At 73.8% G+C, this 20,638-nt stretch carries 21 protein-coding genes and 1 tRNA gene; 17 read left to right on the forward strand and 5 right to left on the reverse strand.

The genetic code is table 11. The features are described 5' to 3' along the window. Positions 1-143 precede the first annotated feature (143 nt). The 13 genes from ald (at position 144) to BMZ50_RS05335 (ending at position 11,870) form a co-directional block, all read left to right on the forward strand. Positions 144-1,259: an alanine dehydrogenase gene (gene ald, locus BMZ50_RS05275; RefSeq protein ID WP_091322027.1), complete on the forward strand. Its 1,116-nt coding sequence runs from the start codon at positions 144-146 to the stop codon at positions 1,257-1,259. Between the two features lie 29 nt (positions 1,260-1,288). Then, the gene (gene xerD, locus BMZ50_RS05280; RefSeq protein ID WP_091322029.1) at positions 1,289-2,203 is read left to right on the forward strand and encodes a site-specific tyrosine recombinase XerD; all 915 of its coding nucleotides are present in this window, start codon (positions 1,289-1,291) and stop codon (positions 2,201-2,203) included. 216 nt (positions 2,204-2,419) lie between these two features. Further along, entirely contained in the window at positions 2,420-3,328 is a 909-nt protein-coding gene (locus tag BMZ50_RS05285) for a ParA family protein (protein WP_091322031.1), read from the forward strand. Next, the gene (locus BMZ50_RS05290) at positions 3,325-3,834 is read left to right on the forward strand and encodes a hypothetical protein (RefSeq protein WP_091322033.1); all 510 of its coding nucleotides are present in this window, start codon (positions 3,325-3,327) and stop codon (positions 3,832-3,834) included. Before BMZ50_RS05285 ends, BMZ50_RS05290 begins: the two co-directional genes overlap by 4 nt. Before the next feature lie 18 nt (positions 3,835-3,852). After that, a complete protein-coding gene (locus BMZ50_RS05295; RefSeq protein WP_091322035.1) occupies positions 3,853-4,656 on the forward strand; it encodes a segregation and condensation protein A in 804 nt (267 codons plus the stop codon). Beyond that, positions 4,653-5,501: an SMC-Scp complex subunit ScpB gene (scpB, locus tag BMZ50_RS05300; protein WP_091322037.1), complete on the forward strand. Its 849-nt coding sequence runs from the start codon at positions 4,653-4,655 to the stop codon at positions 5,499-5,501. The genes BMZ50_RS05295 and scpB overlap by 4 nt, the downstream gene beginning before the upstream one ends. A 64-nt stretch (positions 5,502-5,565) precedes the next feature. After that, positions 5,566-5,985, forward strand: coding sequence for a hypothetical protein (locus BMZ50_RS05305; protein ID WP_091322039.1), 420 nt, complete (start codon positions 5,566-5,568; stop codon positions 5,983-5,985). A 65-nt stretch (positions 5,986-6,050) separates the two neighbouring features. Next, positions 6,051-6,905, forward strand: coding sequence for a pseudouridine synthase (locus tag BMZ50_RS05310; RefSeq protein ID WP_091322041.1), 855 nt, complete (start codon positions 6,051-6,053; stop codon positions 6,903-6,905). Between the two features lie 112 nt (positions 6,906-7,017). Then, positions 7,018-7,380, forward strand: a complete 363-nt coding sequence (aroH, locus tag BMZ50_RS05315) for a chorismate mutase (protein WP_091322044.1) — start codon at positions 7,018-7,020, stop codon at positions 7,378-7,380. Beyond that, the gene (cmk, locus tag BMZ50_RS05320) at positions 7,377-8,066 is read left to right on the forward strand and encodes a (d)CMP kinase (protein WP_091322046.1); all 690 of its coding nucleotides are present in this window, start codon (positions 7,377-7,379) and stop codon (positions 8,064-8,066) included. Before aroH ends, cmk begins: the two co-directional genes overlap by 4 nt. After that, positions 8,063-9,409, forward strand: coding sequence for a ribosome biogenesis GTPase Der (gene der / locus BMZ50_RS05325; RefSeq protein WP_091322049.1), 1,347 nt, complete (start codon positions 8,063-8,065; stop codon positions 9,407-9,409). The genes cmk and der overlap by 4 nt, the downstream gene beginning before the upstream one ends. Before the next feature lie 77 nt (positions 9,410-9,486). Next, positions 9,487-9,560 (forward strand) — tRNA-Pro (locus tag BMZ50_RS05330). Positions 9,561-9,944: 384 nt separating this feature from the next. Next, positions 9,945-11,870, forward strand: coding sequence for an FAD-binding monooxygenase (locus BMZ50_RS05335; RefSeq protein ID WP_091322051.1), 1,926 nt, complete (start codon positions 9,945-9,947; stop codon positions 11,868-11,870). A gap of 502 nt (positions 11,871-12,372) precedes the next feature. On the opposite strand, the gene BMZ50_RS24015 is transcribed toward BMZ50_RS05335, so the two are convergent. Beyond that, positions 12,373-12,510, reverse strand: coding sequence for a hypothetical protein (locus tag BMZ50_RS24015; protein ID WP_177212648.1), 138 nt, complete (start codon positions 12,508-12,510; stop codon positions 12,373-12,375). A 332-nt stretch (positions 12,511-12,842) separates the two neighbouring features. On the opposite strand from BMZ50_RS24015, the gene BMZ50_RS05345 reads away from it, so the two are divergent. The 3 genes from BMZ50_RS05345 (at position 12,843) to BMZ50_RS05355 (ending at position 15,432) form a co-directional block, all read left to right on the forward strand. Continuing rightward, a complete protein-coding gene (locus tag BMZ50_RS05345) occupies positions 12,843-13,514 on the forward strand; it encodes a phosphatase PAP2 family protein (RefSeq protein WP_091322055.1) in 672 nt (223 codons plus the stop codon). Next, complete coding sequence (locus tag BMZ50_RS05350) at positions 13,511-14,605, forward strand: diacylglycerol/lipid kinase family protein (protein ID WP_177212649.1); 1,095 nt, start codon at positions 13,511-13,513, stop codon at positions 14,603-14,605. Before BMZ50_RS05345 ends, BMZ50_RS05350 begins: the two co-directional genes overlap by 4 nt. Positions 14,606-15,075: 470 nt before the next feature. After that, positions 15,076-15,432: a DUF7144 family membrane protein gene (locus tag BMZ50_RS05355; RefSeq protein WP_218146109.1), complete on the forward strand. Its 357-nt coding sequence runs from the start codon at positions 15,076-15,078 to the stop codon at positions 15,430-15,432. A 109-nt stretch (positions 15,433-15,541) separates the two neighbouring features. Here BMZ50_RS05355 and BMZ50_RS05360 read toward each other — a convergent pair whose 3' ends face one another. The 4 genes from BMZ50_RS05360 to BMZ50_RS05375 form a co-directional block, all read right to left on the reverse strand. Beyond that, positions 15,542-15,856, reverse strand: coding sequence for a hypothetical protein (locus tag BMZ50_RS05360; RefSeq protein ID WP_091322059.1), 315 nt, complete (start codon positions 15,854-15,856; stop codon positions 15,542-15,544). 165 nt (positions 15,857-16,021) lie between these two features. Next, positions 16,022-17,464 (reverse strand): DUF2252 domain-containing protein, encoded by a 1,443-nt coding sequence (locus BMZ50_RS05365; protein WP_218146110.1) that lies wholly within the window; start codon positions 17,462-17,464, stop codon positions 16,022-16,024. A gap of 111 nt (positions 17,465-17,575) precedes the next feature. Further along, the gene (locus tag BMZ50_RS05370; RefSeq protein ID WP_177212650.1) at positions 17,576-18,865 is read right to left on the reverse strand and encodes a chloride channel protein; all 1,290 of its coding nucleotides are present in this window, start codon (positions 18,863-18,865) and stop codon (positions 17,576-17,578) included. A 504-nt stretch (positions 18,866-19,369) separates the two neighbouring features. After that, on the reverse strand, positions 19,370-19,687 hold the full coding sequence (locus BMZ50_RS05375) for a PAAR domain-containing protein (RefSeq protein ID WP_091322066.1): 318 nt from the start codon (positions 19,685-19,687) through the stop codon (positions 19,370-19,372). 314 nt (positions 19,688-20,001) lie between these two features. On the opposite strand from BMZ50_RS05375, the gene BMZ50_RS05380 reads away from it, so the two are divergent. Continuing rightward, on the forward strand, positions 20,002-20,562 hold the full coding sequence (locus BMZ50_RS05380; RefSeq protein ID WP_218146111.1) for a helix-turn-helix transcriptional regulator: 561 nt from the start codon (positions 20,002-20,004) through the stop codon (positions 20,560-20,562). Positions 20,563-20,638: the final 76 nt, after the last annotated feature.

A 20,638-nucleotide genomic window follows, 5' to 3' on the forward strand; every position in this document is an offset into this window, starting at 1 on the left:
GGCTCCGGAACGCACCGGATCACCCGGGAGCCGGCGCCTCCGGTGCCTAGACTCCCGGCCAGGCCGCCCCGACCGGGCGGCCCACGACGCGGTGGGAGCCCCGTCATCCTCGGGAGCGCCCCGCCGGGACCAGGAGACGGCAGATGCGGGTCGGCGTTCCCCGAGAGGTCATGAACCGCGAGTACCGGGTGGCGCTCACCCCGGCCGGGGTGACCGAGCTGGTGCGGGCCGGGCACACGGTGCTGGTGGAGCGAGGGGCGGGGGAGGGTTCCTCCATCCCGGACGAGGACTTCACCGCCGCCGGCGCGCGGATCGTGCCGTCGGCCGACGACGTGTGGGCCGAGGCCGACCTCCTGCTGAAAGTCAAGGAGCCGGTCGCCGAGGAGTACGGGCGGCTGCGGGCCGGCCAGACGCTGTTCACCTACCTGCACCTCGCCGCGTCCGAGGAGTGCACCAACGCGCTGGTCACCTCCGGCACGACCGCCATCGCCTACGAGACCGTGCAGACCGCCGACCACGCGCTGCCGCTGCTGGCGCCGATGTCGGAGATCGCCGGCCGGATGGCGCCGCAGGTGGGCGCGCACAGCCTGGAGCGGGCGCACGGCGGCCGCGGCGTGCTGCTCGGCGGCGCGCCCGGCGTGTACGCCGCCAAGGTCGTCGTCATCGGCGCCGGGGTCTCCGGGATGAATGCCGCCGCCATCGCGCTGGGCATGCAGGCGGAGGTGATCGTCCTCGACCGCGACATCGACAAGCTGCGGGCGGCCGACCGGATCTACCGGGGCCACCTGCAGACCGTGGCGTCCAACGCCTACGAGATCGAGCGGGCGGTGGTCGACGCCGACCTGGTGATCGGGGCGGTGCTGGTCCCCGGGGCCAAGGCCCCCACCCTGGTCAGCAACGACCTGGTCGCCCGGATGAAGCCCGGGTCGGTGCTCGTCGACATCGCCGTCGACCAGGGCGGCTGTTTCGAGGCCTCGCGGCCGACGACACACGACGAGCCGACCTTCCGCGTGCACGAGTCGGTGTTCTACTGCGTGGCGAACATGCCCGGAGCCGTGCCGAACACCTCGACCCACGCGCTGACCAACGTGACGCTGCCCTACGTCATGGCCCTGGCCAACGAGGGGACCGCCGCCGCGGTGCGCGCCGACCGCGCCCTGGCGCGCGGGGTGAACATCGCGGCCGGGCAGGTGGTGCTGCCCGAGGTCGCCCAGGCCCACGGGATGGCCGCCGTCCCGCTCGAGGAGGTCCTCCCCTGACCGCGTCCACCACCACCGGCGTCGAGCGGGTGGTCACCGGCTACCTCGACCACCTGACCGTCGAGCGCGGCCTGGCCGCCAACACGATCTCCTCCTACCGCCGGGACCTGCGCCGCTACACCGAGTTCCTCGACGCCGCCGGGGTGCGCGGGCTGGCCGAGGTGGCCGAGTCCGACGTGGCCGGGTTCCTCGCCGCCCTGCGCGCGGGGGACGACGCGCATCCGCCGCTGTCGGCGACGTCGGCGGCCCGCGCGGTGGTCGCCGTCCGCGGGCTGCACCGGTTCGCGCTGCTCGACGGGTTGGTGCCCGACGACGTCGCCCACGAGGTCCGCCCGCCTTCGGCGGCGCGCCGGCTGCCCAAGGCGATCCCGGTGGAGTCGGTCGTCGGCCTCATCGAGGCCGCAGGGGCGTTGGAAGGCCCCCGCGGGCTGCGCGACCGGGCGCTGCTGGAGCTGCTCTACGGCACCGGCGCCCGGATCTCGGAGGCCGTCGGGCTGGCCGTCGACGATCTCGACCGCGGCCAGGCGACGGTGCGGCTGGCGGGCAAGGGCGGCAAGGAGCGGATCGTGCCGGTCGGCTCGTACGCGCTGAAGGCGGTGGAGGACTACCTGGTGCGCGCCCGGCCCGCGCTGGCCGCGACCGGGCGGACCGGCGTGCGCCGCGGCGCGCTGTTCCTCAATGCCCGCGGCGGCTCGCTGTCGCGGCAGAGCGCCTGGTCCATCCTGCGGACGGCGGCCCAGCGGGCCGGCCTCACGGCGGAGGTGTCGCCGCACACCCTCCGGCACTCCTTCGCCACCCACCTGCTCGACGGCGGCGCGGACGTCCGCGTGGTCCAGGAGCTGCTGGGCCACGCCTCGGTCACCACCACGCAGGTCTACACGCTGGTCACCGTCGACCGGCTGCGGGAGGTCTACGCGAGCAGCCACCCGCGTGCGCTGAGCTGACAGCGGGGGGCCATCCGTCTCATAATCTTCTGCCAGTCATTTCGGCTGAACGTCGAGATGCGATTGGCACTGGTCGCCAAGTCGACACGACCCACGGCGTGCCTCCTCGGTGAAACGCGTACAGCTCCCTAGCGTTGCGATCACCCGGGCGGTTCAGAGCGGCTGACCGCCTCCGGTGAAGGCCGGGAACGGGCACGAGGTGGAGGCAACAGACCGATGGCGATGCGAGGGGACGCGGCCGGCCCGGCCGTCGCGCTCCCGACCGACACCGGACCCGAGATGGGCGCCGCCGCCTCGCGGCTGGACCCGGCCCGTGCGCGCCTGCGCCGCCTGCCGGATCCCAAGCCGCTGACGCAGCACGGTCCCGCTCGGATCATCGCGATGTGCAACCAGAAGGGCGGCGTCGGCAAGACGACGTCGACCATCAACCTGGGCGCCGCCCTCGTCGAGCACGGCCGCCGGGTGCTGCTCGTCGACCTCGACCCGCAGGGCGCGCTCTCGGTGGGCCTCGGCGTCCCCGCGCAGCACCTGGACCGGACGATCTACAACGCGCTGATGGAGCGGCAGACCACGGTGGCCGACGTCCGCGTCTCCACCGACATCCCCGGCCTGGACCTGGTCCCGAGCAACATCGACCTGTCGGCCGCCGAGGTGCAGCTGGTCAGCGAGGTCGCGCGCGAGCAGACGCTGCTGCGGGTGCTCGCCGATGTGCGACACGAGTACGACTACGTGCTCATCGACTGCCAGCCCTCGCTGGGCCTGCTCACCGTCAACGCCCTCACCGCCGCCCAGGGCGTGATCATCCCGCTGGAGTGCGAGTTCTTCTCGCTGCGCGGGGTCGCGCTGCTCGTCGACACGATCGAGAAGGTCAAGGAGCGGCTCAACCCCGACCTGGAGATCTCCGGGATCCTCGCGACGATGTACGACGCGCGGACCGTGCACTGCCGCGAGGTGTTCAGCCGCGTCGTCGAGGCCTTCGGCGACACCGTCTTCCAGACCGTCATCCAGCGGACCGTCCGCTTCCCGGAGACCACCGTCGCCGGCCAGCCCATCACCACGTGGGCGCCCACTTCCACGGGGGCAGCCGCCTACCGCGACCTGGCCAAGGAGGTCCTGGCACTGTGACGCGTCGACCCGTCCTCCCCGGCGCGGCCGAGCTGTTCCGTCGTACCGACACCGTCCCGTCCGTCCCCGAGGTCACCGAGCTGCCCAGCATCAGCGCGACCGTGAGCTCCCCGGCGCTGCGCGGCGCCGCGGCGCGTCGCCCCGAGCCGGTCCCGGCGCCGTCCGCGGTCGAGACGACCGCGCCGCTGACCCTGGTGCCCGGTGGCGTCGACGACGCCGACCCGCTGGCCGGCTACCGGACCCCGCCCCCGCCGCCGGCCGTGCCGGCCCCCCGGACCCGCGGCCGGGCCCAGCGGACCGAGCGCACCAAGCACGACGAGAAGATCACCGTCTACATCTCGGCCGAGGAGCTGCTCGCGCTGGAGAGCGCGCGGCTGACCCTGCGGGCCCAGCACGGCGTGGCCGCCGACCGCGGGCGGATCGTGCGGGAGGCCATCGCGGTGCTGCTGGCCGACCTCGAGGAGCGGGGCGAGGACTCGGTCCTGGTCCGGCGGCTGCGGGGCTGAGCTCTCTAGGCTGGTCGCGTGACCGGGACGCAGGCGGAGTCGCGGTTCACCGTCCGGCTGACCAACTTCGAGGGCCCGTTCGACCTGCTCCTGCAGCTGATCGGCAAGCACAAGCTCGACGTCACCGAGATCGCGCTGTCGCAGGTCACCGACGAGTTCATCGCCCACCTGCGGGCCCTCGGCGACGAGCTCGACCTCGACCAGGCCAGCGAGTTCCTCGTCGTGGCGGCGACACTGCTCGACCTCAAGGCCGCGCGGCTGCTGCCGGCCGCCGACGTGGAGGACGAGGACGACCTCGAGCTGCTCGAGGCCCGCGACCTGCTCTTCGCCCGGCTGTTGCAGTACAAGGCGTACAAGCAGGCCGCGGCGTTCCTGCGCGAGCGGGAGGCCGGCGCCGTCCGCCGGTTCCCCCGGGACGTCTCGCTCGAGCCGCGCTTCGCCGATCTGCTGCCCGAGGTGCTGCTCGGGGTGACGGCGGAGCAGTTCGCCGCGCTGGCCGCCCGGGCGCTGACGCCCAGGGCGCCGGCGGTCGTCAGCGTCTCTCACCTGCACGCCCCGCCGGTCAGCGTCGCCGAGCAGCTGCTCCTGGTGCGCAACCGGCTCATGGCCGCCGGGACGGCGACGTTCCGCGCGCTGACCGCGGACTGCGGGCACACCCTGGAGGTGGTCGCCCGCTTCCTGGCCCTGCTCGAGCTCTACCGTCAGCAGCGGGTCACCTTCGAGCAGCTCACCCCGCTCGGTGAGCTGCACGTGCGCTGGACCGGGGGGGCGGCCCCCGACGCGGACGCCGGGGACGCCGGCGCGGACGAGGAGTACGCGTGACCGAGGAGCAGCCCGAGCGGCCGGCGATCTCCTGGGACGCGCTCGCCGCCGAGCTGGCCGCCACCCGGGAGGAGGCGACCGAGCGCGAGGGCCCCGACGGCCCCGACTCGGCGACCTGGGACGCCGTCGCCGCCGAGCTGGCCGCGCGGGTGGCCGAGCGGGCGGCCCCGGTGGGCGAACCCGAGCCGGTGGTGGAGCCGGCGCCGCTGCCCCCACCGGTCGCCGCTGGGGTACCGCAGCCCGAGCCGGAGCCCGAGCCGGAGCCCGAGCCGGAGCCGGAACCCGAGCTCGCGGCCGATCCCGGGGTGCTGCGCGGTGGCCTGGAGGCGCTGCTGTTCGTCGTGGACAACCCGGTCGACGACGTCACCCTGGCCGGCGCGCTGCGCTGCACCGTGCCGCAGGTCCGCGCCGCGCTGGCCGACCTCGCCGCCGACTACGACCGCCGCGGCGCGGGGATCACGCTGCGCCGGGTGGGGGAGGGCTGGCGGCTCTACACCCGGGAGGAGCACGCCGGCGTCGTCGAGCGCTACCTCGTCGACGGCCAGCGCAGCCGGCTCACCCAGGCCGCGCTGGAGACGCTCGCGGTGATCGCCTACCGGCAGCCGGTGACCCGGGCCCGCGTCTCGGCGATCCGCGGGGTCGGGGTGGACGGCGTCATGCGGACGCTGATCGCCCGCGGGCTGGTGCACGAGGTCGGCAGCGACCCCGACAGCGGTGGTGGCCTGTACGCCACCACGCCGCTGTTCCTGGAGCGGCTGGGGCTGGCCGGTCTGGAGGAGCTGCCCGAGCTGGGCCCGTTGCTGCCGGAGACCTCCGCCGTGCTCGACGAGCACCCCGACGCCTGACGCGGCCGGCGGCGCGTCCGGCCCGGCGCGCGGCGCCGCGACCTGCGGAAACTACGCTCGAGCGATGCGCCGTTCACTCTCCGTCCGCACCGTCGGTCTCCCGCTCACCCTCACCACCGTCCTCCTCGCCGGATGCGGGGCCTCGGAGGACGAGCAGCGCCAGGAGGCGTTCTGCGAGGAGGTCCCCACCCTCCTGGAGGACATCACCGCCGAGCTGCAGACCGCCACGGGGGACCCGACCCAGGCACCCGGGCTCCTCGACGACGCGGTCTCCCGCCTCGAGGCGGTCGAGCCGCCGTCGGAGGTGGCCGACGAGTGGCAGGCGCTGGTCGACGCGTGGGCGGGGATGCGGGACCTGGTCTCCGAGGCCGACCTCACCGACCCGTCGGCGAACACCGACCTGGCCGCCGACGCCCAGCAGCTGCAGGGGGACCTGGTGTCCACCGGCGAGGCCGTCGACGAGTACGGCCAGAACAACTGCTGACCCCCGGTGGTGCCCCTCCCCGACGGCGCGGGATCGCCGCGCCGTCGGGTGGGACACTGGCGGGGATGAACACCGCCCCGCCCGACATGCCCGACGAGGGCCCCACCACCGACGCCGGCGAGGGGTGGTCGGAGGACATGGAGCTGGCGCCGGCCCACCCCGGCGACCGCGGTGCCGCCGAGAGCGACGCGGAGCGTCCCGGCGAGCGGCTGCAGAAGGTGCTGGCCCGGGCCGGCGTCGGCTCGCGGCGCGTGTGCGAGGACATGATCGCGGCCGGCCGGATCAGCGTGAACGGCGAGACGGTGACCGTGCAGGGCCGCCGGGTCGACCCCAGCCGGGACAAGATCGCCGTCGACGGCGCGCGGCTGGAGCTGCGCGACGACCGCGTCACCTACGCGCTGAACAAGCCCGCGGGCGTGATCACCGCCATGAGCGACGACCGCAACCGGCCCACCGTGGGGGACATGGTCGGTGACCTGGCGCCCGGCCTGGTGCACGTCGGCCGGCTGGACCAGGACACCGAGGGACTGCTGCTGGTCACCAACGACGGCGAGCTGGCGCACCGGCTGGCCCACCCCTCCTACGAGGTGCGCAAGACCTACCTCGCCCAGGTCTCCGGCTCCGTGCCGCGGGACCTGGCCCGCCGGCTGCGCGCCGGCGTCGAGCTGGACGACGGCCCGGTGAAGGTCGACTCCTTCCGGGTCACGGACACCCACGCGGGGCAGTCGGTCGTCGAGGTGGTGCTGCACGAGGGGCGCAAGCACATCGTCCGGCGGCTGCTCGCGCACGTCGGTCTGCCGGTGTCGCGGCTGACCCGCACGGCGGTCGGGCCGGTGCGGCTGGACCGGATGCGGGTCGGCTCCATCCGCAAGCTGACCCGCACCGAGCTGGGCGCGCTCGAGGAGCAGGTCGGCCTCTGACGGGGGTGTTCCCCCGGCCGTCGGCGCGCGCGGAGGGCGGTGGCGCGGCCTCCCTAGACTCGACCGAGGGGCACGGCGACCCGTGCCCCTGGATCGATCGAGGAGAGTGGTAGTGGCCGTTCGAGCCATCCGGGGTGCGACGCAGGTGGACGCCGACAAGCGGGAGCTGGTCCTCGACGCGACCCGCGAGCTGGTCACCGAGGTCATGCAGCGCAACCAGCTGCAGCACGACGACGTCATCAGCATCCTGTTCACCGCCACCCCCGATCTCATCTCGGAGTTCCCGGCGCTGGCCGCCCGCGAGCTGGGGTTCGGGGACGTGCCGCTGATGTGTGCCACCGAGATCGACGTCCCGCACGCGCTGCCGCGGGTGCTGCGGCTGATGGCGCACGTGGAGACCGACCGGCCGCGCGCCGAGGTCCAGCACGTGTACCTGCGGGGGGCCGTGGCGCTGCGACGGGACATCGCCCAGTGACCCCGGACTTCCGAGGGCAGATCACCCTCGACGGGCCGTCGGGGACGGGGAAGTCCAGCGTCGCCCGGGCCGCTGCGACCCGGCTGGGCGCGGCCTACCTCGACACCGGCGCCATGTACCGGGCTGCCACGGTCGCCGTCCTGGACGCCGGGGCGGACCCGGAGGATGCCGCGGCCGTGGCCACCGTCGTCGCCGCGGCCCGGATCGAGGTGGGGACGGCGGCCGACACCGAGGTGGTGCGGGTGGACGGCGTCGACGTCGCCGTCCGCATCCGGGGCGCGGAGGTGACCCGCGCGGTCTCCGCCGTCTCCGCGGTGCCCGCGGTGCGCCGCCGGCTGGTCGATCAGCAACGGGCGCTGGTGGCCGCGGCCGACGCGGTGGTCGTCGAGGGGCGGGACATCGGCACCGTCGTCCTCCCCGACGCCACGCTGAAGATCTACCTCACCGCCGCGCCGGAGGCCCGCGCCCAGCGCCGGGCCGCCCAGCTGGGCATCAGCGACCCGGCCGAGGTGGCGGCGCTCGCCGTCGACCTGCGCCGCCGGGACCAGTACGACAGCAGCCGGGCCGACAGCCCGTTGCGCCCGGCCGCCGACGCGGTGATCGTGGACAGCACGGAACTGGACCGCGAGGGAGTCGTCGACCGGGTGGTCGAGCTCGCGCGGTCCGCGGTGGGAGCGCGGCCGTGAGCGAGGGGAACGGCGGGCCGCTGCCGGTCGTGGCGATCGTCGGGCGGCCCAACGTGGGCAAGTCGACGCTGGTCAACCGGATCCTGGGCCGCCGCGCCGCGGTCGTCCAGGACGTCCCCGGGGTGACGCGCGACCGGATCTCCTACGAGGCGCTGTGGAACGGCAAGCGCTTCACCGTCGTCGACACCGGCGGCTGGGACCCCAAGGCGGCCGGGCTGGGCGCCTCGATCAGCCGGCAGGCCGAGTACGCGATGCAGACCGCCGACGTCATCGTCCTCGTCGTCGACAGCGCGGTGGGCGCCACCGACACCGACCTGGCCGCCGCGCGCATCCTGCGCCGCAGCGACCGCCCGGTGATCGTCGTGGCCAACAAGGTCGACGACGAGCGCAGCGAGGCCAACGCCGCCGAGCTGTGGTCACTGGGGCTGGGCGAGCCGCAGCCGGTCAGCGCGCTGCACGGGCGGGGGAGCGGCGACCTGCTCGACCTCGTCCTCGACGCGCTGCCCGAGGCGCCGCGCGAGCAGCTCGAGGAGGGCGGCCCGCGCCGGGTGGCCCTGGTCGGCCGCCCGAACGTCGGCAAGTCCAGCCTGCTCAACCGGCTGGCCAAGGACGAGCGGTCGGTCGTCGACTCGGTCGCGGGCACCACCGTCGACCCGGTGGACTCGATCGTCACCCTCGGCGGCGAGGAGTGGCGGTTCGTCGACACCGCCGGGCTGCGCCGCAAGGTCAACACCGCCAGCGGCATGGAGTACTACGCCAGCCTGCGCACCGAGGCCGCCATCCAGGCCGCCGAGGTGGCCGTCGTCCTGCTGGCCGCCGACGAGGTGATCAGCGAACAGGACCAGCGGGTCATCTCGCAGGTGGTCGACGCCGGGCGGGCGCTGGTGCTGGCGATCAACAAGTGGGACACCCTGGACGAGGACCGGCACGCCCAGCTGGAGCGGGAGATCGACCGCGACCTGGCCCGGGTGAAGTGGGCCAGCCGGGTGAACATCTCCGCCGCCTCCGGCCGCGGGGTCAACAAGCTGGCCCAGCACCTGCGCGAGGCGCTCGCCTCCTGGGAGACCCGGGTGCCGACGGCGGAGCTCAACGCCTACGTGCGCGCCCTGGTCCAGGAGACGCCGCCGCCGGCGCGCGGCGGCCGGGCCCCGAAGATCAAGTACGTGACGCAGGCCGACGTCCGGCCGCCGCGGTTCGTCGTCTTCTCCACCGGCTTCCTCGAGGCCGGCTACCGCCGGTTCCTGGAGCGCAAGCTGCGCGAACGGTTCGGCTTCCACGGCACGCCGATCGAGATCTCGGTCAAGGTCCGCGAGGGTCGGGGCACCGACCGGAAGAAGGGCTGACCAGGGCGCAGGACCCGAGGGGCGGTGCGGTAACCTCATCCACGCAAGCGTTCGAGCGGTGCGAGCCGCCCGGCGCTCGGGCTGTAGCGCAGCTTGGTAGCGCACTTGACTGGGGGTCAAGGGGTCGCAGGTTCAAATCCTGTCAGCCCGACAGCGGGAAACCGCAGCTCAGGGGCCGTTTCGGAGGGATCCGGAACGGCCCCTGACCGCTTTCCGGGGCAGTGTGACCACCATGTTGACCACCGTTAGGCCACCATCACCGGCGGTCCGCGCTGCTGCTCCGGGTGCCGGGACGGACTCTCGGCTGTCGCTGCGGCGGGTCTCCTGGCCCCGTCTTGACACTGGCGGGAGGCGCCGCGGCCCGGCAGATGGCCGAGCCGATGGCTGGACGGGACGCCGAAGTGTTCCTTGATGTGCGGTGACGCAGAAGGTGATGCCCCGTGTGCTAAGAATTGCCGGGCGCGTTTGATCCTCCGAGACGCTGCGAGCGGATGGCGCCAGCGCTCGTGTCGACGCCTGCTGTGAGGAGGCTCGCGTGCAGTTCTACCTCAACGGCTACCACCCCGGGGACCCGGAGCTGCCCCCGGCGGACCGGGTCCGTGCCGCGGCGCCGCCGTCCGCGCTGCCGGCGGAGGTCGACGTCCTGATCGTCGGCTCCGGCCCGGCCGGGTCGGTGCTGGGGGCGCAGCTGGCGGCCTTCCCCGGCATCACCACCCGGATGGTCGAGCGGCGGCCGGGGCCGCTGGAGATGGGCCAAGCCGACGGCCTCGCCTGCCGCTCGGTGGAGATGTTCGAGGCCTTCGGCTTCAGCGAGCAGCTGCTCAAGGAGGCCTACTGGGTCAACGAGACGGTCTTCTGGCGGCCCGACGCCGCCGACCCGGCCCGGATCGTGCGCAGCGGCCGGATTCAGGACGTCGAGGACGGGCTGTCCGAGATGCCGCACCTGATCATGAACCAGGCCCGGGTCCAGGAGCACCTGCTCCACGTGATGCGGCGCTCGCCCGGCCACGTCGTCCCCGACTACGGCCTGGAGGTCATCGGCGTCGAGGTCGGCGACGCGGGGGAGCACCCGGTCGAGGTCCGCCTGCGGCGGACCGGCCCGGAGCGGGCGGGGGAGGAACTGACGGTCCGGGCGCGCTACGTGGTGGGCTGCGACGGGGCGCGCAGCACCGTCCGCCGGTCGATCGGCCGGGAGCTGCGCGGCGACTCGGCCAACCAGGCGTGGGGGGTCATGGACGTCCTGGCCGTCACCGACTTCCCGGACATCCGCTTCAAGGCGGTCATCCAGTCCGGCGAGGGCAACATCGTGCTCATCCCGCGCGAGGGCGGTTACCTCGTCCGCTTCTACATCGAGCTCGACGACCTGGCTCCGGGTGAGCGCGTGGCCGGCCGGGGTATCACCGTGGAGACGCTGATCGAAGCGGCCCGCCGGATCCTGCACCCGCACACGCTCGACGTCCGGGACGTCGCGTGGTGGTCGGTGTACGAGATCGGCCAGCGGCTGACCGACGGGTTCGACGACGTGCCGGCCGACGACGCCGGATCGCGGTCGCCGCGGGTGTTCATCGCCGGCGACGCATGCCACACGCACAGCCCCAAGGCTGGACAGGGCATGAACACGGGCATGCAGGACGCCTTCAACCTGGGCTGGAAGCTCGCCGCGGTCCTCCAGGGGCGGGCCGCTCCGGCCCTGCTGGCCACATACTCCGCGGAGCGCCAGCCGGTGGCGCAGCGGCTGATCGACTTCGACCGCGAGTGGGCGGCGATGCACAGCGCCCGGCTCAAGGACGCCGCAGGCGCCGGTGACCACCCTGACGACGTCCCGGACCTGCAGCGGCTCTACTCCGAGCAGGGCCGGTTCACCGCCGGCGTGGCGACGCACTACCAGCCGTCGCTGATCACCGCGCAGGCCACCCACCAGGATCTCGCCAAGGGATTCGTCATCGGGGAGCGCTTCCACTCCGCGCCCGTCGTCCGGCTCGCCGACGCCAAGCCGATGCACCTCGGGCACGTGGCGCGGGCCGACGGCCGGTGGCGGCTCTACGCCTTCGCCGACCCCGCCGATCCCCGCGACCTGTCGTCCCGGCTGCGCGGGCTCTGCGAGTTCCTCGCCGACTCCGACGCCTCCCCGCTGCGCCGGTTCACCCCGGCCGGGGCCGACGTGGACGCGGCGTTCGACCTGCGGGCGGTGCTGCAGCAGGGCCACCGCGAGCTGACCGTCGAGGGGCTGCCGCCGCTGCTGCTACCGGGCAAGGGCCGCTTCGGCCTGCTGGACTACGAGAAGGTCTTCTGCCCTGACCCGAAGGCCGGCGACGTCTTCGACCTGCGCGGTATCGACCGCCAGCAGGGCTGCCTCGTCGTCGTCCGCCCCGACCAGTACGTCGCCGCCGTCCTGCCGCTGGATGCCCACGATGCTCTCAGCGCGTTCTTCGCTGCCTTCCTGCTCGAGGTCCCGGGCTGAGGTCAAGGTCTGGCGACCAACCAGCGCCACTGAGCTGCTGACGGGGCCCGCCGCCCGCAAGCTGAGGTCTCCTCGCAGCGTCCGGTTCAGTTCGGGTGGAGCAGCCCCGGATCCCCTTGTGACCACCTTTGCACCCTGTCCGGGGCGGGTCGCTGCGGTTCGCCGTCGTCCTGTGTGCCGCTTGACCTCGGCAAATGGACTTCGGTGAACGGCCGCGGACCCGCTGCCGTCGGCTGGGGGTCAAGGGGTCGCAGGTTCACATCCTGTCAGCCCGACAGTGAAACCGCAGGTCAGAGGCGGGTCGGTCGTGAAGGCCGGCCCGCCTCTCGCATGAGGATCGCGCGGCGAGCCACACGCGGAGATGCATCCCTTTTCCGCCGAGCGCTGGGCATGGCGTCGAGCGCGGCGGTCAGGCGGTCAGGCGGTCAGGTTCGATCGCGTCCTCGACCTCGGCAGGTGCGGGCGATGGCCCGTTGGCTTGAGCCGTGTCGACCACGGCCACTCAGGAGCTGACCTTCTGCGCCGCGGCGTCCGCGTCCTCCCGCGCGAGGATGGCATCGAGGACGGCGTACTCGGCCTCCTCGATCGCGGAGTACGCGACGTCGAACGCCATGCCGGTCTGCGCCTGATCGCTGTCCACGGGATGCCGGCGATCCTGGCCGTGGTGCATCACCCGGAGCGCCGTGCCCGCGGGCCCGCCCAGCATGCGTGGGCCGGGCAGCAACCGCCCGGCACCGGGACGACAGGACCCGACATCCGCCGGACGGCCGGTGGGGGGATTCACGGGTTTCGGCGTCCCGGCCGTGGCGGCGATCCTGGGAGTGCTCGGCCGGCGGCTGGTCGACTTCCGGCTGCCCATCCCCGGCGGAGCGGCCGCGTGCGCGTCCTCCGGTAGCCCCGGGTGGCGACGACGGACGGCCTCCGGCCTGCAGACGGCCCGTAGGGAGCGGGCGGGACGAGGAGATGGTTGACATGGCAACGGATCAGGTGCAGACGCGGATCCCGCCGGCGGAGGAGCGGCTCGCCGGCCGCCTGGCCGCCCAGCCGGCGCGCCGACCGGTGACGACCCGGAAGACTGCGATCGCCGCGCTGACCGAGCTCGGCCAGATCGACCGTGCGGTCTACCGGGCCGTCGCCGGAACGCCCACGCCAGTGCTCGACCGCCCGGTGCGCAGGCTGTCGCAGGCTGCCAACTGGTCTCGGCTGTGGATCGGCATCGCCGCCGCGATGGCCGCGGTGGGCGGCCGGGACAGCCGGCGCGCCGCCGGCGCGGGGCTGGTCGCGCTCGCCGTCGACTCCGCGGTGGTCAACGGGGGCTTCAAGCTCGCCGCGCGGCGGAGGCGGCCCGACCGCGACTCGGCGCACGTGCCCGCCGGACGGCAGGTGCCGATGCCGCACTCCGCGTCCTTCCCGTCGGGGCACACCGCGTCGGGCTTCGCGTTCGCCGACGCGGTCGGGCAGACACTGCCCACCGCGGCCGCGCCGCTGCGCCTGCTCGCCGGCGCGGTCGGCTACTCCCGGGTCCACACCGGGGTGCACTATCCGGGGGACGTCGTCCTCGGCGCCTTGATCGGGTCCAGCGTCGGCGAGCTCGTCGGGTGGGCGCTGCGCCGGGCCGGCCGCCCTGGCACGGAAGGTCGGTGAGCGCCGTGCCCGGAAGCACACCAGGGGGCCGCGCCCGTGCGCGGCCGGCCGAGCAGCCGCGCGGGCGGGCCGTGCCGGGGGCTGCGCACCCGGTGCTGATCGTCAACCCGCGCAGCGGTGACGGGAAGGCCGAGCGCGTCGGCCTGGTCCATGAGTGCCGGGCGCGCGGCATCGAGCCGGCTGTGCTGTGGCCGGGGGACGACGTGGTGGCCCTGGCCGAGGCCGCGGTCGCGCGCGGGGCCGACGTGCTCGGCATGGCCGGTGGCGACGGATCGATGGCCCTCGTGGCGAGCGTGGCCGCCCGGCACGGGGTGCCGATGGTCGTCGTCCCTGCCGGGACGCGGAACCACCTGGCGATGGATCTCGGTCTGGACCGGGGGAACGTGGTCGGCGCGCTCGACGCCTTCGGCGCGGCGCTGGAACACCCGATCGATCTCGGGGAGGTCAGCGGGCGGCCGTTCGTGAACAACGTGTCGCTCGGCCTGTACGCCCGGATCGTCCGCTCGCCGGAGTACCGCGAGGCCAGGATCGAGACCACGCTGAGCATGCTCCCCGCGCTCCTCGGTCCCGGCAGCCGGCCGTTCGACCTGCGCTTCACCGGCCCCGCGGGGGAGCGGCACACCCGGGCGCACGTCGTCCAGGTCTCCAACAACGCCTACGGACGTACCGTTCGCACCCTCATCAGCCGCCCGCGCCTCGACGCCGGCCGCCTCGGGGTGATCGCGGTCGAGCTCCCGGAGGGGCCGCCCGATCGCGTGTTCCTCTCCGCCCTCGCAGCCGGGCAGCCCGAGCGCTACCCGGGCTTCCTCGCCTGGGAGCCGTCGACGTTCGAGGTGGACTCCGGGGAACTCGTCGATGCCGGGATCGACGGCGAGGCGCTACGACTGTCACCTCCGCTGCGGTTCGCCACCAGGCCGGGCGCGCTGCGGATCCGGGTCCCGCAGGAGGCGACCGGACGGTCCCCAGCGGCCCGGGAGCTGCCGAGTCGGGCGCGTCCTCGCGGCGTGCCCGGACCACGGGTTCCCGGGATACGGACCGACAGCGCCTCCCTGCGCCGTCCGGGGGGAGGCACCGAGTCCCTCGACGGATGAGTCGCCCGCCGACCTCCGGCGCCGTGGCCTGCCCGCCGTGACCGGCGCCGCCGGCGTGAACCTGGGTGCCTACTTGCTGCTGCGCGAGCCACTGGACGCCGACCTGCGCCTCGCCCGCCCCCGCGGGCCCTCCAGCAGCTCGACGCGGGGCCGGTGATCGCGGTCACGCCTGCGCCGACGCCCTCGGGGTTGCCCTGGTCCTCGGCATCGCTCCGGAGGGCGTCGTCGCCGAGGCCGTCGACGTCCACGGGCAGGTCGACGCCGTCGACCCAGATCTCGATCGTGGCCTGGCCGCCGGGAATCCAGATGTGCGCTCCGCGACGGTCGCCTGCTCCATGACGACCAGCCGGCGCTCTCGCGGGCCGCTGCCCGACCGGGCCTCACCCGGCGCGGACGATGCCCGCGCCGCCGTCCGGTGCAAGCGGTGCCGTCCTGTCTCTAGATCCCGACCCGAGAGGGGAGCGGACGGGATGACCGAGACAGGAACCCCGCGACAGCAGGACGCCACCGCGTCCGTGCCGGGTCCGCGCGCACCGCGAGCGCAGGCCGCATCCGGCGCGCCGCAGTACGACGAGTACGGCAGGCCGATCACCTCCGGCTGGGCGAGCTGGGTCGCCTTCGCCGGCGTGATGCTCATCGTGCTCGGCTTCTTCCACGCCATCGAGGGCCTGGTCGCCCTGTTCCAGGACAAGTACTTCGCGGTCCGTCCCAGCGGCCTCGTGGTCCACGTGAACGACACCGCCTGGGCGGCCCGCGTGGTCGGCGTGATCATCGCCGGGGTCAGCGCGATCGTGGACCCGGCGTTCATCGCCGCCCAACCCGCGTGATCGGTGATCGTGATCGCGCTCGACGTGATCATCATCTACGCGATCGTCGTGCACGGACGGGAGTTGAAGGGGCGGACCGGCTGACTGCCGCCAGGAGCCGGGACGGGCGTCAGCGGGAGGCCGAGGTCAGACCCACGGCACGCAGCCGACGCTCGGTCTCGGCCACGGCGGCGCGCACCACCGGCGCCCGGAGGTGATGCACCCGGGCCTGGGGACTGCCCGGCCCGTGTCGCGAGAGCATCTCCGCCAGCGGGTCGTCCACGTCGATCGGCCGGCCGTCCGGGCCGATCGTCTGGTCCGCCGCCGTCAGTGCGTCGGCCAGTTCACCGGTCCAGAAGCGCGGATCGGCGAAGGCCCAGAGTTCGCGGTCCAGGCCGCGGGCCGGTCCTCCTCCGGAACGACGGCGGCCAGCCCGCTCCCGCACGCGGCCACACCGCGGGTGTGCTGCCACCGCGCGCCCGTGCTCCCCAGCAGTTGCTCGGCCAGCGCCCGGGCTTCCCGGACGAGCCCGGGCTCGGGCCGTCGATCGCCCGCTCCCCGTCCCCGCGGGACCACCCCCTGCCCATCGGGCTCGGCCCGGGTGGTGGCCTCAGACGTCCTTCTCCGCCGGAACCCGGCCGGCGGCGACGGCGTCGGCCAGTTCCTGGTGGTCGTGCTCGTTGAGGTCTGCGTAGGCCTCGGCGAAGTCGGCGATCGCGTGGTCGAACCCCTTCGAGGACCCGAGGTAGCCGGCGATGGCGATGCGGTCACCCGTGCGGGCGTGGGCGCGCGCCAGGCACCAGGCACACGCCTCGCCGTAGAGCTGCAGCCCCTCCGGTCGCATCTGCCCGGTGTCGAGCGAGCCCTTCCAGTCGAGCAACTGCCGGACGTAGAAGTCGCGCTGGGCGCCGTCGATCCCGGTGGTGCGCTGCCAGCCGAGGAAGATGTCGCTGGCCTGCTGCATCAGGCGCTGGCCGGTGACCACCCGTTCTCCCTGGTTGGCGAACCGGCTCCGGCCCAGGAACCGGGCGTGCACCGACTGCTCGGCCTCCTTGATCTGCAGGAGCAGCGGGTCGTCGGCGTCGCGGCCGGTGAGCAGCACGACCCAGCAGCGGGTGCCGACGCTGCCCACGCCGACGACCTTGCGGGCCATGTCGACGAACCCGTAGCGCTCGAGCAGCAGCCTCCTGTCGGCCTGCAGGGTGTCCCGGTACTGGCGGATGAGCTGGTGGAACTGCTCGGCGAGGTCGCGACCGGCCACCTCCGGGAGCAGTTCCGCGACGGGTACCAGCAAGGGAGGCTGGGAGCGGATCACCGTCCGGCCGTCCACCGTCTCGGTCAGCTTGCCGAACGCCTGCTGGCTGTCCCGCGTGCGGGCCTTGTCCAAGGCACGAGCGAGGTTCCGGCGCTGCCGGCTGTCCAGCCGGGGGTCGTTCAGGAACGCATCCGTGTCGATGTACGAGTACCAGACGTCGATGTCCCGGGTTTCGGCGAACTCGGCCATGGCCGTCCGGTAGCGGGCGGCCGCCCCACGGAGGATGCGGCGTCGTTGTTTTCGGGACAGCCCGTTCTCGCGTCCGGCGACCTCGAGGCTGGCGACCAGCCGCTTGACGTCGAACTCGAAGGGGCCGGGCAGCGTTTCGTCGAAGTCGTTCGTGTCGAAGACCAGCCGCCGCTCCGGGGACCCGAAGAAGCCGAAGTTGGCGACGTGCGCGTCACCGGACATCTGCACGGTCAACGTGGTGTGCGGTGGGCCGGCGAGGTCGGCCGCCATGACCAGCGCGGCCCCCCGGTAGTAGCTGAACTGGCTGGCGAGCATCCGCCCGTACCGGATGGGCACCAGGTCGGGCACCCGCGGCGCGGACTGCTGCTCGAGGAGCGCCAGCGCGTCTCGCGAGGACGTGGGCTTCGGGCACTCGGCGAGTGCGTCCAGGGGGACGTCTGCCCGCACGGTCCGCCCGGCGGCGCGGCGTTCCTCCGCGGGCATCCGGGTGATGGCCGCACCCTCGGTCGCGACCCTGGGCCGCGGGACGGACTGCGTGGTCACGCTCATGGGCCGACTGTGAGCGGCCGACCCCTGTTCCCGCTTCCCCCGCTACGGGTGAGGACACCGGCCGTCCGCCGGCCTCCGCCACACTCCCGCCCGTCGCCCTGGGGCACCCGGTCACGAGGCGTTCCGCGGGGGCTGCCCCGTGTCGTGCGGGGCCGGCGGGGTCGCCGTGCGTCGCTTCCGCGCCAGGGCCACGAGCACGCCCGAGCCGGACACGGCGAGATACGCCGTGATGACCGCGATGGCCACCGGCGCGAGCTGCAGCGTCCCGATCTGGGTCGTGAGGGCGACCAGGACGATCAGCGAGAAGGGCGCGGCGACGAGAGCCCCGAGGATGGCGGCGAACATCGTGGCGAACGCGAGCCCGAGAGGGATGCCCGGGATCAGCAGGTGGACGGCCACCCCGGCGGTGCCCCCGATGAACAGCGTCACGAGGATCGGGCCGCCGATGAACCCGGTCGCCTCGCAGAGCGCGAAGACCAGGATCTTCGCGAACACCACCGCGATGAGCAGTCCGGCCCCGAGCGCGGCCCCGTGGTCGAGCACGGTCGTGAGCTGGGACGTCCCGGTGAAGAGGGTCAGCGGGAGGGCGACGCCGACCAGGCCGAAGACGATCCCGCCGAGCGTCGAGCGGATGATCGTCCGCCGGCCGAGCGGCGCGGTGAGCTTGGTGAGCAGCCCGGTCGTCACCGCGATCACCAGCGCGAGCGCTCCGGCGACCAGACCGAGGGGAACAGCCGCGGCCAGCTGCCAGTCCTCGTACGGGAAGGAGGGCACGCTGTAGATGCCGAGGAACGTGCTCCCTGCGATGGGGAAGTACACCGCGAAGGCCACCGTCGAGGACAGCAGGCTCGCGACCAGCGCGGAACCGAGGCGGGCGGACCTGGGACGGGCGATCTCGAGCGTCAAGGACGTCGCCAGGATCGGGGATGACAGCAAGCCGCCGTACGCCGCGGACATCCCGCTGAGCGTGTTCGTCGCGCTGGTGTCCGCGTCGAGCCTGCGCCGCTCCGAGACCCACGTACCGAGCCCGCCGCCCATCTTGCCCAGGGCATCCTCGGGCCCGAGGCTCGCACCACCGACCAGCGACACCAGCGAGACGGCCACCGCCTTCAGGACCGTGGACGGCTCGACCCGTTGCTCCCGGAGTTCCTTCAACGTGCCGGGCAGCGTGGCCGGGACCCGGAGAACGCGGCGCAGCACGCCGACGAGCACCCCGGCGGCTGCCGTCACCGCCACCCACCACCAGCGTCCGGAGAGCCAGTCCGGGTTCTTCGGCAGCGTGAACCACAGCTTCGTGCCGCCGGTGACCAGCCCGAGGAACGCCAGCGCTGCGACGGCGAGCGCGATCCCGAGGACGACCGCGTAGCCGAGGACCGCCCAGAACCCGCGAGATCGGTCCAAGGCTGCGACACCGGGGCCGGACGCCCCCTCGTCGGACGGGGACCGGGCGCCCGGCTCGGAGCGCGGTTGCGGGACGGGACCGGCCTTCGCCCGCCGGCTTGCTCTCACGAAGGGCATACGGCGTCACACCTCGAGCAGCGCGTCGTGCTCGGCGCGGTCGACCCGCACCATCAGAGTCTGCGGGCCGTGCGTCGAGCGTCCGGCGAGCGGCCGCCGAGTGACCTCGCCGTCGGCTCAGCTGCGTGTGGCCCTTGGGGCGTGGCGGCAGGCGTCCCCAGGACCGTTCCAGCCGTGTCGCCGCTCATCGCCTCACCGTCCGAGCGTGCGGGCGCGACGGCATCGCCTGATCCGGGTGATTGTGCGAGCGGTCGAGCAGGCGACGGTCTTTGGTCACCATTGCGACAGGCTCCGGCGAGATGCCCGGGGGCTGCCGTCGTTCCGTAGGGGGAGGATCGTGGGGGAGGACCCAGGCCGGGGACGGGTCCTGGCGCAGGGGCAGGCGGGTCACCCCCCGATGACCACGGTGGGACAGCCCGGCCCCGGGCCGATCGGCGTGCCGTGCATGCTCAGGTCACCGAGCCGTGCTGCCGGAAAGCCGCCGATCAGCACGGTCATGCTGCCCTGGGCAATGCCGTTGGGGACAGGGGAGACGCAGACGATGCCGCCCGGCACATTGTTCGCGACGGCGGCGGGCGCGCCCCCGATCAGCACGGTCGGAACGGTCGCTGCCGGGGTGATCGGGCCACCCCCGTGGGGCTTGGGGCCGTCGGCCAAGGGGCACAGCGCCGAGTCACCGGCACGCAACGCCGGAGCGATGGGCATCTATCGCACACCGGACCGGTAACGCATCTCGGGCACGGGCGCGATCGTCCTCGCGGGCAGAGGTCCCCACAACCGCCTCGGGGTACAGCCACCCTCACGGGCAGCGGCACGGGCAGGCTGAGGAGTCCGACCGGGCCCGCCGGAGTGGGGTGGCACGGGGCATGACCTGCCTGTTGAGGCCACGTTGAGTGCCCGTGGAAGCTCGTGAGCACGCTCAGCCGCCGAGAGGACAGGGGGACGACCGGTCGGAGGTTGTCGTGGATCGTGTGCCGATCTGTGTGTCTGCCGATGATCCGGTGTCGCAGGCCGGGCTGATGAGTCAGCTCCGGCCGCGGCCCGAGGTCACTGTGCTCGGCTGGGAGGACGAGCGTGTGCGCGTGGCCGTGGTGGTCGCGGACACGGTGGACGAGAAGGTCCTGCGGACGCTGCGCACCCTGCAGCGCCGCAATTGCCGGGCCCTGCTCGTCGTCACGTCGATCGACGACGCGGCCCTCGCGAACGCCGTCGAGGCGGGCATGGCCGGGCTCCTCCGGCGCGCGGATGCGACATCCGAGCGGCTGGCCCACGCGGTCTGTTCGGTCGCGAAGGGGGACGGCACCGTGCCGCCCGACCTGCTCGGCCGGCTTCTCGCTCAGGTGGGCCGGGTCCAACGGCAGCTCCTCAGCCCCCGGGGGTTCACCCTCACCGGGCTCTCCGAGCGGGAGATCGAGATCCTCCGGCTCATCGCCGACGGCTTCGACACCGCGGAGATCGCGACCGCGCTGTCCTACTCCGAGCGCACGGTGAAGAACGTCCTGCACGACGTGACCAGCCGGCTGCAGTTGCGCAACCGGTCGCATGCGGTGGCCTACGCGCTCAAGCAGGGCATGATCTGACCGGACGGGCAGCCCGGCGCGCCCTTTCGGATGCCCTCCACCCGGGTCCGCCGGCCGTGAACGGTCTCCACACTGC

Source organism: Geodermatophilus ruber, from assembly GCF_900114385.1.
In the GTDB taxonomy this organism is placed as follows: domain Bacteria; phylum Actinomycetota; class Actinomycetes; order Mycobacteriales; family Geodermatophilaceae; genus Geodermatophilus; species Geodermatophilus ruber.

What these genes read in the sequence shown, in the direction of transcription:
- ald (WP_091322027.1), top strand. Translation starts at nt 144, where the DNA reads ATGCGGGTCGGCGTTCCCCGAGAGGTCATGAACCGCGAGTACCGGGTG.
- BMZ50_RS05285 (WP_091322031.1), top strand. Translation starts at nt 2,420, where the DNA reads ATGGCGATGCGAGGGGACGCGGCCGGCCCGGCCGTCGCGCTCCCGACC.
- BMZ50_RS05305 (WP_091322039.1), top strand. Translation starts at nt 5,566, where the DNA reads ATGCGCCGTTCACTCTCCGTCCGCACCGTCGGTCTCCCGCTCACCCTC.
- BMZ50_RS05310 (WP_091322041.1), top strand. Translation starts at nt 6,051, where the DNA reads ATGAACACCGCCCCGCCCGACATGCCCGACGAGGGCCCCACCACCGAC.
- BMZ50_RS05345 (WP_091322055.1), top strand. Translation starts at nt 12,843, where the DNA reads ATGGCAACGGATCAGGTGCAGACGCGGATCCCGCCGGCGGAGGAGCGG.
- BMZ50_RS05355 (WP_218146109.1), top strand. Translation starts at nt 15,076, where the DNA reads ATGACCGAGACAGGAACCCCGCGACAGCAGGACGCCACCGCGTCCGTG.
- BMZ50_RS05365 (WP_218146110.1), bottom strand. Translation starts at nt 17,464, where the DNA reads ATGAGCGTGACCACGCAGTCCGTCCCGCGGCCCAGGGTCGCGACCGAG.
- BMZ50_RS05375 (WP_091322066.1), bottom strand. Translation starts at nt 19,687, where the DNA reads ATGCCCATCGCTCCGGCGTTGCGTGCCGGTGACTCGGCGCTGTGCCCC.
- BMZ50_RS05380 (WP_218146111.1), top strand. Translation starts at nt 20,002, where the DNA reads ATGAGTCAGCTCCGGCCGCGGCCCGAGGTCACTGTGCTCGGCTGGGAG.